This window comes from Streptomyces sp. ISL-10 (genome assembly GCF_018614575.1).
In the GTDB taxonomy this organism is placed as follows: domain Bacteria; phylum Actinomycetota; class Actinomycetes; order Streptomycetales; family Streptomycetaceae; genus Streptomyces.
Genome location: NZ_JAGGOJ010000048.1, coordinates 1 through 11,976, shown reverse-complemented (window position 1 = coordinate 11,976; position 11,976 = coordinate 1). Strand labels below are relative to the sequence as shown.

The following is an 11,976-nucleotide window of genomic DNA, read 5'->3' as shown; positions in this document are numbered from 1 at the left end:
GGTCGTGACTCCCGACATCACCCAGGACGCCGTCGTCATCGTGCCGGGCATCATGGGCAGTGAGCTGTACGACACCGTCGCCCGCAAGACCGTCTGGGGCTTATCCGGGGTGTCGTGGCTGCTCAGGGCGTGGACACAGCCCAAGGGTCTTGAGCCCCTGCGCATGACCGAGGAGGAGCTGGAAGGAAGGACCGGCCGCATCAAGGCCACCCGGCTCATGCGTCACTCGTCGTGGACGCCGTATCTCCAGGGTCTGGAGCCGTACACCGATCTGGTCGGCGCGGTCGGCACGTGCGTCGCCGACCCGGCAGCCGTCCTCGAGTTCGCCTACGACTGGCGGCTGCCGGTGAGCACCAACGGCCGCCTCCTGGCAGAAGCGGCCCGTCGGCACCTGACCGCTTGGCGACAGCACCCCGCCCATGACGCTGTTCGCCGCGTCCGGGTCGACGAACGGCCCGCACGTCTCGTCTTCGTCGCCCACTCCATGGGCGGCCTCGTCACCCGGGCCGCACTCGGCCCGACCCATGACGCCGACCTCGCGGACGACACACGGGCGGTCCTCACGCTGGGTACGCCCTTCTACGGTGCGGTGAAGTCGGCGGTGATCCTCAATACGGGGCGCGGTACCCCGGTCCCTTTGCCCCACCGGCAGCTGCGCTCCATCTCGGCGACGATGCCCGGCCTGCACGACCTGCTGCCCATGTACACCTGCCTCGTCGACAGCGACACCGTCCGCCGTCTGACGCCCGGTGATGTGGCCGGCCTCGGAGGTGACGCCGAACTCGCGAGAGCCGCGGCGGAGTTCCATCAGAAGCAGGCAGGGATCGTCCTGCCCGGGCACCGCGCCGTCGCCGGGACCAGTCAGCGGACCCTGCAGAGCCTCACGGTCAGCGACGGGGTCGCAAAGCCCCACCACCACGGACCCCGTCAGCACACCACCGGTGAGTTCGTCCGGGACCGGCGAGGCCGTCTCGTCTTCTACGACGTCAAGGGCGACGGCACCGTGCACAAGGAATCGGCGGCTGTCGGCCCCGCGGTCACACCGCTTCCCCTGCAGCACGGAGCGGTCGCCTCCGACCGCGTCGTGCTGAAGGCCGTCGCGGAGATCCTCCGGGAGGACGAACATCTGGGCCCGCCTCAGGGCGCTCCCGGATGCGGCCTGGAGGTTCCCGACTTCATCGGGGTCGGAACCCCGTGGACCGTCAAGCTCAGCGGCCCGGATTCGCTGGCTGGGCTCGCCTGCGAGATCAGCGACACGACGGGGCAAAACGCCCGGCCCGTGAAGCTCGGCTGGGGCGACGGAGACATCGTGGCCAGGGTGGTCGTCGACGCGCCGGGGCTGTACAGGGTCGCTGCGCGCACGATCGACGGCCACACGGTCACTCAGCTCGTTCTGGCAGGCGACGACGGCACAGGGGAGGCATTGTCGCCGCGCTGAGGAAGGCGTGGTGTCCGAGGGCGGCGTCGGGGCCGCTCCCGGACGGGCACGGCTCAGCGGGGCGCGGGCGGGAGGGGCAGGCCGAGGCGGCGGTCCTTGAGTGCGGGGAAGACCTCGCGGGTCTTGTCCACCTTGGAGGGGTCGAGGTCCACGGTGAGCACCTCCTCGTCCGGGCCCGCCTCGGCGAGGACCTCGCCCCACGGGTCGACGACGATGCTGTGGCCGGCCTGTTCGACGTCCGCGTGGGTACCCGCGGTGCCACAGGCGAGGACGTAGGCCTGGTTCTCGACGGCGCGGGCGCGAGCCAGCAGGGTCCAGTGCTCGCGGCGGCGGGCGGGCCATCCGGCGGGGACGACGAACGCCTGGGCCCCGGCGTCGACGAGGCCGCGGAACAGCTCGGGGAAGCGCAGGTCGTAGCAGGTGGCGAGGCCGAGCGTGAGCCCGCCGGGCACCGGCACGGTCACCAGGTCCTCACCGGCGCCCATCATCACCGCCTCGCCCTTGTCGAAGCCGAAGCGGTGGATCTTGCGATAGGTGGCGGCGAGTGCGCCGCCGGGCGTGATGACGAGGGCGGTGTTGTAGAGGGTGCCGTCGTCGTCCCTCTCGACGATGGAGCCGGCGTGCAGCCAGACGCCCGCGTCGCGCGCGGCCTCGGCCATCACCGTGTACGTCGGCCCGGCCGGCGTCTCGGCCTCGGCCTCGAAGGCCCGGTATGCGAAGGCGCCGACGGGCCAGAGCTCGGGGAGGATCACCAGTTCGGCGCCTCGTTGTTCGCGTACCAGCGCGGCGGCGCGGCGCCTGCGGGAATCGACCGGTTCGTCCGGGTCTACTGCGATCTGGATGAGGGAGGCGCGCACACTACCACCGTCCTGGCATTCGAGCCGTCAACTCGGGCCTACGATCGTCACACGAAAGCACTGCCGGGGTGCCTTCGGGCAGCGTACTGTGCTCAACCGGGGGCCACCCCCGGACCCCCACAGACCGCTGCCAGTCCAGTTTGCCCGCGTACGACCGCCGAGGGGTCCCGTGACCGTCCATCCCAGCCTCCAGAACTACGCCGATGCCTGGACCCATGCAGTCGAGTCGATAGCCGAGCTGGTGCAGCCGCTCGTCGAGGGTGCGTGGAACCGCGCCACGCCGTGTCCGGGCTGGTCGGTGCGGGACATCGTGTCGCATGTCATCGGCATGGAGTGCGAGATGCTCGGCGACCCACGCCCCATCCACTCCCTTCCGCGCGATCTCTACCATGTGCAGAGCGACTTCGCCCGCTACATGGAGATGCAGGTCGATGTGCGCCGGCACCACACGTCTCCGGAGATGACGGCCGAGCTCGAGTACACGTTGATCCGCCGGGCCCGTCAGCTGCGCAACGAGAGCCGCAGCCCCGACACCCTGGTGCGCGCCCCGCTGGGCGCCGAGCAGACCCTCGAACTGGCCTACCGGATGCGGGCGTTCGACACCTGGGTGCACGAGCAGGATCTGCGCGCCGCGCTCGGCAGGCCGGGCAACCTCGACTCGCCCGGTGCGTATGTCACGCGTGACTGCCTCCTCCAGGCTCTGCCGAAGGCGGTGGCCAAGGACGCGGGCGCGCCACCGAATTCGGCGGTGGTCTTCGACGTCAGCGGGCCGGTGGAGTTCCTGCGGACCGTACGGGTGGACGCCGACGGGCGTGGCTCGGTGGACGGTTCGCCCTCGCTCGGCCCGCTGGTGACGTTCGCGACGGACTGGGAGACGTTCTACAGGCTGACGTGCGGACGGGTGCGGCCCGCGGCGGTGGCGGACCGGATCAAGTTCGACGGGGACGCCGAGATGGCCGAGGCGATCCTGCGGGTCATCGCCGTCACGCCCTGAGGCGCGGTCCTCACGGGGACGTCGGCGGCGTTCCGCGGGCGGGCCCCGGCCCCGGAACGGGTGCGGGACCCGTCCCGGTCGGCGTCCCGGCCCACGCCCTGGTCGACGCCTTCCGGGCGACGCATCAGACCGGCACGTGCACGGCCTCCACGCGGCTGGCCACGAGGTGCTCCCGCTCGCGTCGCACCGTGCGGGCGCGCAGCCGCAGGATCTGCGCGACCCCGAGCGCCTGGAGCACGAACACCGACGAGAACGCGATCCGATAGTCGTCCCCGGTCGCGTCCAGCAGTACGCCCACGGCGAGCAGCGTGGTCATGGAGGCGACGAAACCGCCCATGTTGACGATGCCGGACGCCGTGCCCTGGCGTTCGGGCGGGTTGGCGGGCCTGGCGAAGTCGAAGCCGATCATCGATGCGGGGCCACAGGCGCCGAGGACCGTGCACAGGGTGATCAGCAGCCACATCGGGGCGCCGTCGCCGGGATACGCAAGGGTGACGGCCCACAGCAGGGCGCTGGCGCCAATGGTGCCGAGCGCCAACGGGGTGCGTGCCGCATGGTGGCGCGCAATGATCTGGCCGTAGACGAGGCCGACGACCATGTTGGACGCCACCACAAGGGTCAGCAGGGCGCCGGCGGTCTCCCGTGTGAGGTGCTGCGCCTCGACCAGGAACGGCATTCCCCACAACAGCAGGAACACCATGGCGGGGAACTGGGTGGTGAAGTGCACCCACATCCCGAGCCGGGTGCCCGGCTCCCGCCAGGACGCGGCGATCTGCCGGCGTACGAACGCGCCTCCGGCGTGCTGGACAGGAGGCGGCTCGTGGCCCTCGGGGTGGTCCTTGAGGAAGAGGGCCAGCAGGACGAGGACCACCAGGCCGGCCGCCGCGCTGCCCGCGAAGGTGGCGGTCCAGCCCATGCCGTGCAGCATGCGGGCGATGACGAGGGTGGAGACGAGGTTGCCCGCCATGCCGAACAGGGCGGCGACCTGTGCGATGAGGGGGCCGCGCCGGGCGGGGAACCAGCGGGTGCCGAGGCGCAGGACGCTGATGAACGTCATGGCGTCACCGCAGCCGAGCAGCGCGCGGGAGGCGAGGGCCGTGCCGTACGAGGGCGACAGGGCGAACCCCAGCTGGCCGACGGTGAACAGCACGACGCCGATGGTGAGGACCTTCTTGGTGCCGAGCCGGTCGACCATCAGGCCGACAGGTATCTGCATGCCCGCGTAGACGAGCAGCTGGAGGATGGAGAAGGTCGACAGGGCGGAGGCGTTCACGTCGAAGCGGTCGGCGGCGTCGAGTCCGGCCACGCCCAGGGACGTACGGAAGATGACGGCGACGAAGTAGACGGCGACGCCGATGCCCCAGACTGCGGCGGCACGCCGGCCGCCGGGGGGATCGCCGGGAAGCGACACCCCGGGGGACGCCGGGCTCACCTGGACTCACCCCGGGCCAGCACCTTGACGCGGCCGAGGTGGGTACGCACGCACTCGGCGGCGCCGTCCGCGTCACCGGCCCTGATCTTCTCGAGGATCTCGGCGTGCTCGGTGTGGTTCCTGGTGACCCGGTCCGGGAGTGCCTGCATCATCGCGACGCCCATGCGCAGTTGGCGGTCGCGCAGCTGGTCGTAGAGCCTGGAGAGGATTTCGTTGCCCGCGTGCCGGACGATCTCGGCATGGAAGCAGCGGTCGCTGACGGCGAAGGCGGCGAGGTCTCCGGTCTCGGCGTGGCGATGCTGTTCGTCGAGGACCTCTTCGAGGCGGGCGATGAGGGACGCGGGGGCGGGCACCGCCTTGCGCACCGCGAACTCCTCGATCAGCAGCCGGGTTTCGACGACGTCGGCGATCTCCTGTGCGGAGACGGCGAGGACCAGCGCGCCCTTCTTCGGGTAGAGCTTGATCAGCCCTTCGACCTCGAGCTTGAGCAGTGCCTCGCGCACGGGGGTGCGCGATACGCCGACGGCCTCGGCCAGTTCGCCTTCCGTGAGAAGCGTCCCCCCTGCGTACTGCCGGTCGAGGACGGCCTGCTTGATGTGGGTGTAGACGCGGTCGGCGGCGGGGGGCTGTCTGACGGTGGACACGGAGGCGGAGGCGGGCATGCACACAGCATAGATACAACAGACTTCAACCAGAAAGCCCCGTCCGCGATATGGACGGGGCTCCTGTGCCCGGCGGATTCACCGGGGATGTTTCACCTGGAACAGGACGTCAGGCGCGTCGGGCGCCTCAGGCCCAGGTGATGAGCTTCTTCGGGTTCTCCAGGATCGCCGCGATGTCCGCGAGGACCTTGGAGCCCAACTCGCCGTCGACCAGCCGGTGGTCGAAGGAGAGCGCGAGCGTGGTGACCTGGCGCGGCTTGACCTTGCCCTTGTGGACCCACGGCTGGAGCTTGATCGCACCGACCGCGAGGATCGCGGACTCGCCGGGGTTGAGGATCGGCGTGCCGGTGTCGACACCGAAGACGCCGACGTTGGTGATGGTCACCGTGCCGCCCTGCATCGCCGCCGGGGTGGTCTTCCCTTCGCGGGCGGTGGCCACGAGCTCGCCCAGTGCCGAGGCCAGTTCGGGCAGGGTCTTGTCGTGCGCGTCCTTGATGTTCGGCACGATCAGACCGCGCGGGGTGGCCGCGGCGATGCCCAGGTTGACGTAGTGCTTCTGGACGATCTCCTGATTGGCCTCGTCCCAGGAGGCGTTGACGCCGGGGTTGCGCTTGATGGCGACGAGCAGGGCCTTGGCGATCAGCAGCAGCGGGTTGACCCGCAGCCCCGCCATGTCCTTGTCGGCCTTCAGCTCCTCGACCAGCTTCATCGTGCGCGTCACGTCGAGCGTGACGAACTCGGTGACGTGCGGCGCGGTGAAGGCGCTGCCGACCATGGCGGCGGCGGTCGCCTTCCGTACGCCCTTGATCGGGACGCGGGTCTCGCGCGCACCGGCCGCTGCCGGGGCTGCCGCAGGCGCCTCGGCGGCCGGCTCCGCGACGGCGACGGCGACGGCGGGGGCGGGGGCCGGGGCGGCCGCGGCGTGCACGTCCTCGCGGGTGATGATCCCGTCGGGGCCGGTCGGCGTGACCGTCTCCAGGTCGATGCCCAGGTCCTTGGCGAGCTTGCGCACCGGGGGCTTGGCGAGCGGGAGCGGACGCCCGGGGGCCGGCAGTGCGGCCGTGCCGTGTCCGTTCATCTCGGCTTGGATCGCGGCCGCGGCACCCTGCTCGGGGACGGCGGCGGTCTGCTTGCGCGGGCGGCGCTTGGTGGACGACTCGGCCACGCCGTAGCCCACCAGAACGGGCTGGCGGCCCTTCGGCTTGGCCTCGGCTTCGGTCTCCGGCTCGGCCTTCGGCTCGGCGGCGGCGAGCGAGGGCTCGGTCGCCGCCGGGGGCGGCTCCTCGACCGGTGCCGTCCCGGGAGCCACGTCGATCGTGATGATCGACGTGCCGACGTCGACGGTCGTGCCCTCGGCGAAACGCAGCTCGTGGACGACCCCGTCGTAGGGGATCGGCAGCTCGACGGCCGCCTTGGCCGTCTCGACCTCGCACACGACCTGCCCGTCGGTGACGGTGTCACCGGGCTGGACGTACCACTTGAGGATTTCGGCCTCGGTGAGTCCCTCGCCCACGTCGGGCATCTTGAACTCGCGGAAGCGCAGGGAAGTGTCTGCGGTCATGGTCACGGCATCCTCAGTACGCGAGCGAGCGGTCGACGGCGTCCAGCACCCGGTCCAGACCCGGAAGGTACTCCTCCTCCAGGCGGGCCGGCGGGTACGGGGCGTGGAAGCCGCCGACCCTCAGCACCGGGGCCTCCAAGTGGTAGAAGCACCGCTCGGTGATGCGAGCGGCGATCTCCGCGCCGGAGCCGTAGAAGACCGGGGCCTCGTGGACCACGACCAGCCGTCCGGTCTTCTCGACCGACGTCTGGATCGTGTCGAAGTCGATCGGGGACATCGAGCGCAGGTCGACGACCTCCACCGACTTGCCCTCCTCGGCCGCGGCGGCCGCGGCCTCGACGCAGACCTTCACCATCGGGCCGTACGCGGCGAGCGTGACATCGGTGCCGGCCTGGGTGACGCGGGCCTTGTGCAGCGGCCCGGGGATCGCCTCGGTGTCGACCTCGCCCTTGTCCCAGTAGCGCCGCTTCGGCTCGAAGAAGATCACCGGGTCGTCGCTCTGGATGGCCTGCTGGAGCATCCAGTACGCGTCGGATGCGGTGGAGGGGGAGACCACCTTGAGACCCGCGACGTGCGCGAAGAGCGCCTCGGGGGACTCGGAGTGGTGCTCGACCGCGCCGATGCCGCCGCCGTAGGGGATGCGGATGACGACGGGGAGCTTGATCTTGCCGAGCGCGCGGGCGTGCATCTTCGCGAGCTGCGTGACGATCTGGTCGTACGCCGGGAAGACGAAGCCGTCGAACTGGATCTCCACGACCGGCCGGTAGCCGCGCAGGGCCAGACCGATCGCGGAGCCCACGATGCCGGACTCGGCGAGCGGGGTGTCGATGACCCGGTCCTCGCCGAAGTCCTTCTGCAGCCCGTCGGTGATACGGAAGACGCCGCCGAGCTTGCCGACGTCCTCGCCCATGATCAGGACCTTGGGGTCGGTCTCCAGGGCCTTGCGCAGCGACTCGTTGAGCGCCTTCGCGAGGGGAAGCTTCTGTACCGCCATGACTAGTTGCCCTCCTCGGCGAACGACGCCTGGTAGGCGGCGAACTGCGCGCGCTCCTCGTCGACGAGCGCGTGCCCGTCCGCGTACACATGGTCGAACATCGCCATGTCGTCGGGGTCGGGCATGGCCCGTACAGCCTCGCGCACCCGCTTGGCGAGCACGTCGCTCTCCTCGTCGAGCACCGTGAAGAACTCCGCGTCGGCGTGCCCCTCGTTCTCCAGGTACGTCCGCAGGCGCTGGATCGGGTCCTTCGCCTCCCAGGCCGCACGGTCCTCGTCGTGCCGGTACCGGGTCGGGTCGTCGGAGGTGGTGTGGGCGCCCATGCGGTAGGTGAACGCCTCGACCAGGGTCGGGCCCTCGCCGCGGCGGGCGCGCTCCAGCGCGGAGCGGGTGACGGCGAGGCAGGCGAGCACGTCGTTGCCGTCGACGCGGATGCCGGGGAAGCCGTAGCCCTGCGCACGCTGGTAGAGCGGCACCCGGGTCTGGCGCTCGGTCGGCTCGGAGATCGCCCACTGGTTGTTCTGGCAGAAGAAGACGACCGGGGCGTTGTAGACCGCGGAGAACGTGAAGGACTCGGCGACATCGCCCTGGCTGGACGCGCCGTCGCCGAAGTACGCGATCACGGCCGAGTCGGCACCGTCCTTGGCCACGCCCATCGCGTAGCCGGTGGCGTGCAGCGTCTGCGAGCCGATGACGATCGTGTACAGGTGGAAGTTGTTGGTGGTCGGGTCCCAGCCTCCGTGGTTGACACCGCGGAACATGCCCAGCAGGTTCGTCGGGTCGACCCCGCGGCACCAGGCGACGCCGTGCTCGCGGTAGGTCGGGAAGACGTAGTCGTCGTCGCGCAGGGCGCGTCCCGAACCGATCTGGGCGGCCTCCTGGCCCAGCAGCGAGGCCCACAGGCCCAGCTCGCCCTGGCGCTGCAGGGCGGTGGCCTCGGCGTCGAAGCGGCGCGTGAGGACCATGTCGCGGTACAGCCCGCGCAGCTCCTCGGCGCTCAGGTCGATGTCGTAGTCGGGGTGCTGGACGCGCTCACCCTCGGGGGTGAGCAGCTGTACGAGCTGGGGCTCGGGATTCTGCGGCTTCTTGGCGGCGCTGACGCGCTTGCTGCTGCGTCGCGGTTTGCGCGCGGCAGTGCTCTCCACGGTCACGTGCGTGCTCCTCCGTCGGTCCGGCCCCCGGGGTCCGCCGGTGTGGCCAGTGCGGCTCGCCTGGGTCCGAACCGGTGCACGGGGGTGTGTGCCGCGCGGCCGGATTCAGGCGTGACAGGTGCCCCGGCGAACGTCCTGTCAAAGGCACGTTACCCAGTGCGCAGCATTACTGCGAAACCCCATTTGACCTGCGATTTTGCTTGGATTTCCAAGTAAATCGAGGAAATGCGGGAACGCCACTGGTCAGGGCCTTGCGGACGCCGGAACGAAGGCACGGTATCCCGCACACCCCGGGCACGGGAAGAGCCAATATGTGAGACTGCCAGGTGCACAAAGCAGGAAAAATCACAGTATTCCTACTCGACGGCCACGAGGTCGTGCGGCGCGATGCCCATGAACTGCTTTCGGCCGGACCCGGCATCGAGGTCGGGGGCGAGGCGGGTACGGCGGAAGACTCCCTGGTCAGGATCACCGCGACGGGCTCCTGACGTGGCGTTCTCCGATATGCGCCTGCCCGCCGGGAGCGGCGTGAAGGTGTGCGGCGAGATCCGTTCGCAGAACGAGAAATCACATGTCCGACGCTCACCGCGTTCGCGCTCGACGAGGCTCTTTACGACGCGATCATGCCGGTGCCTCGGGCGATGCCCTCAAGGCCGTCCGCGGCAGCGAACTGATCGGCTCCGTTCGCGCTGCGGCGGCCGTGCAGGTCGCTGCCCGACTCGCTGCTCGACCCCGCCGGGACCGCCCGCGTACTGAAGCGGCTACGCGACGGCGACGAGCCCGGCGGGAACTACCGGCAGGCGAACCTCACCGACCGGGAGCGCGGGACGCCGGACTTGACCGGCGAAGGCATGGGCAGAGCCGGGCTCTCGGCGACGGCTGGTCTCGCCGAGAAGGCCATCAAGAGCCATGTTTGTCCGGCCTGCCGTCAGAGCGGGGCTGAAGTGGCGCTCACCGCCGGCCGCGTACGGGGCGCGGATGCAGGCGGAGCGGGGGACGGCGCCGAGCCTCCCCGGCGGGCACGCGCGGGTGCCGGCGGGGCCTGCCGGGGGTCGCGTCATCGTGGCGCACGGCCGCCGGTTCACCCGTTCGGGCTGACCCGTCGGGACCGTCGGCCGGGACCCAGGACCCCTGGCGGTGGGCATCGGCACCTCTGCCGATGCCGCCTGTGGCCAAGAGCGGAAGGCATGCCCTCCGGTCCTGTGGTCCGTGCGGTTCACCGGCACGGCGCGGATCGTGGAGATCACGGACGAGCGGGCGGCGCTGGTGGGGCCCCGGCCGCCAGGATCGACGGCCAGGGCTTCGAGCCGGTCCCCCTGCGGATCGCCGCCCGGTTCGTCGCCGTGCACACGATCGACTTCGCGAAGGAGCAACCGGCGCGCCACGCAGCGTGATCTAACATCTGGCGGGTGCCGCGCTCATCTGCAACCGCTCCGCCCGTCGACGACCTTCTGCGCCGCTACGACACCGTGGGCGATCCGCTCTCCTGCCGCCCCGTCACCCAGGGCCTCCTCAATCGCGGTTACCGCCTCTCCACCACGCGCGGCGCGTACTTCCTCAAGCACCACCTCGACGGCGACCGGGACGCCATCTCCCGCCAGCACAAGGCCACCCGCAGACTCCAGGCGCTCGGTGTCCCGGTCGCGCCGCCGCTTCAGGACACGGGCGGCGGCACGGTCGCGGTCATCGGCGGCCGCTGCTACGCCCTGCACCCCTGGATCGACGGCAGACACCGCGACGGCGCCCAGCTCAGCACCGCCCAGTCACGGCGGCTCGGCTCCCTGCTGGGGCTCGTGCACACCTGCCTCGCCCAGGTCATGGACCGGGCGGCGAGCCGGGGGACCGCCTACGACAGCGCCGACCCCGGGGAGACGTTCGCACTCATCGACGAGCTGCTGGAGCTGGCCCGCGGCAGCCGTCCGCGCGACTCGTTCGACACCCTGGCCGAGCACCGGCTGCTCCAGCGGCGGGCGCTGCTGGAGCAGCACGCGGGCCGCAGGCCGCCGCCGGGCGGCGGGGGCGGCTGGGTGCACGGCGACTTCCATCCGCTGAACCTGCTGTACCGGGGTGCCGAGCCCGCGGCGATCGTCGACTGGGACCGCCTCGGCGTCCAGCCGCGGGCCGAGGAGGCGGTACGGGCCGCGGCGATCTTCTTCGTCCAGCCCGCAGGGCAGCTGGAGCTGGCGAAGGTCCGGGCGTACGCGCGGGCCTACCGGCGCGCGGCGGGAGCGGACGCGGCGGAACTGGCCGCGGCCGTGCACCGGGTGTGGTGGGAGCGGCTCAACGACTTCTGGATACTGCGCTGGCGCTATCAGCTCCACGACCGAAGGGCCGACCCGCAGTTTCCTGCGGCGTCGGCCCTGGCGGTCTGGTGGACACGGGAGTACGAGGCGGTGTGCGACGCCTTCACCGGATGACCGGTGCCTTCGAGAGGGACGATCGGGCGCCGTTCGCGGGACGACCGCGCCCTCCGCGGAACGAGTCCCCTCGCGGGACGACCGGCGCGTCGGCCCGCGGGTGTGCCCGTGCCCGCCGCGTCAGCCGCCCTCGGGGCCCGAGGTGTCGCCGTTCCCGCCGTCGGCGCCGCCCGCCGGGTCGGTCGGAACATCCGTCGGGTCGGTCGGGATGTCGGTCGGGTCGCCGGTCGGGTCGCCCGTGGGGTCGTTCGTCGGGTCGTCCGTCGGATTGCCGGACGTCGGATCGCCGGAGGGCGACTGCGAAGTGGTCGGCGGGTAGGACTGGCTGTACGAGGGCGTCCAGGACGGCTGCTGGTTGCCCCCGGTCGAGGTGTCCGGCTCCTGCGACGGGTCCGTTTCCTCGTCGGTCGGCGTCGGCGTCTCGTCCGGCGTGGTCGGCGTCTGCGAGACCGACGGGGTGTTCTCGGGCG

At 71.2% G+C, this 11,976-nt stretch carries 10 protein-coding genes and 2 pseudogenes; 5 read left to right on the top strand and 7 right to left on the bottom strand.

Features of this window, described 5'->3' with window-relative positions; genetic code table 11:
* Positions 1-4: 4 nt before the first annotated feature.
* Positions 5-1,438, top strand: coding sequence for a hypothetical protein (locus J7E88_RS34390; RefSeq protein ID WP_308307733.1), 1,434 nt, complete (start codon positions 5-7; stop codon positions 1,436-1,438).
* 53 nt (positions 1,439-1,491) lie between these two features.
* On the opposite strand, the gene J7E88_RS34385 is transcribed toward J7E88_RS34390, so the two are convergent.
* A complete protein-coding gene (locus J7E88_RS34385; protein ID WP_215187425.1) occupies positions 1,492-2,295 on the bottom strand; it encodes a carbon-nitrogen family hydrolase in 804 nt (267 codons plus the stop codon).
* 169 nt (positions 2,296-2,464) lie between these two features.
* Here J7E88_RS34385 and J7E88_RS34380 point away from each other — a divergent pair, with 169 nt between their 5' ends.
* On the top strand, positions 2,465-3,289 hold the full coding sequence (locus J7E88_RS34380) for a maleylpyruvate isomerase family mycothiol-dependent enzyme (protein WP_215187424.1): 825 nt from the start codon (positions 2,465-2,467) through the stop codon (positions 3,287-3,289).
* Positions 3,290-3,413: 124 nt separating this feature from the next.
* Here the strand turns inward: J7E88_RS34380 and J7E88_RS34375 are convergent, their stop codons facing one another.
* The 5 genes from J7E88_RS34375 to pdhA all read right to left on the bottom strand — a co-directional run bounded on the left by J7E88_RS34375 (position 3,414) and on the right by pdhA (position 9,089).
* Positions 3,414-4,721 (bottom strand): nitrate/nitrite transporter, encoded by a 1,308-nt coding sequence (locus tag J7E88_RS34375; RefSeq protein WP_215187423.1) that lies wholly within the window; start codon positions 4,719-4,721, stop codon positions 3,414-3,416.
* The gene (locus J7E88_RS34370; protein ID WP_215187422.1) at positions 4,718-5,383 is read right to left on the bottom strand and encodes a GntR family transcriptional regulator; all 666 of its coding nucleotides are present in this window, start codon (positions 5,381-5,383) and stop codon (positions 4,718-4,720) included. The genes J7E88_RS34375 and J7E88_RS34370 overlap by 4 nt, the downstream gene beginning before the upstream one ends.
* A 127-nt stretch (positions 5,384-5,510) precedes the next feature.
* Entirely contained in the window at positions 5,511-6,944 is a 1,434-nt protein-coding gene (locus J7E88_RS34365; protein ID WP_215187421.1) for a dihydrolipoamide acetyltransferase family protein, read from the bottom strand.
* Between the two features lie 13 nt (positions 6,945-6,957).
* Positions 6,958-7,938: an alpha-ketoacid dehydrogenase subunit beta gene (locus J7E88_RS34360; protein ID WP_215187420.1), complete on the bottom strand. Its 981-nt coding sequence runs from the start codon at positions 7,936-7,938 to the stop codon at positions 6,958-6,960.
* Between the two features lie 2 nt (positions 7,939-7,940).
* Complete coding sequence (pdhA, locus tag J7E88_RS34355) at positions 7,941-9,089, bottom strand: pyruvate dehydrogenase (acetyl-transferring) E1 component subunit alpha (protein ID WP_215187419.1); 1,149 nt, start codon at positions 9,087-9,089, stop codon at positions 7,941-7,943.
* Between the two features lie 326 nt (positions 9,090-9,415).
* On the opposite strand from pdhA, the pseudogene J7E88_RS36620 reads away from it, so the two are divergent.
* From J7E88_RS36620 to J7E88_RS34345, 3 genes and pseudogenes are all read left to right on the top strand, one after another.
* Positions 9,416-10,085 (top strand): annotated as a pseudogene (locus J7E88_RS36620) (response regulator transcription factor); the annotation flags it as partial.
* A 191-nt stretch (positions 10,086-10,276) separates the two neighbouring features.
* Positions 10,277-10,483, top strand: a complete 207-nt coding sequence (locus J7E88_RS34350; protein ID WP_215187418.1) for a hypothetical protein — start codon at positions 10,277-10,279, stop codon at positions 10,481-10,483.
* Positions 10,484-10,498: 15 nt separating this feature from the next.
* Complete coding sequence (locus J7E88_RS34345) at positions 10,499-11,506, top strand: phosphotransferase (protein WP_215187417.1); 1,008 nt, start codon at positions 10,499-10,501, stop codon at positions 11,504-11,506.
* Between the two features lie 120 nt (positions 11,507-11,626).
* On the opposite strand, the pseudogene J7E88_RS36905 reads toward J7E88_RS34345, so the two are convergent.
* A pseudogene (locus J7E88_RS36905) lies at positions 11,627-11,976 on the bottom strand (serine/threonine protein kinase); the annotation flags it as partial.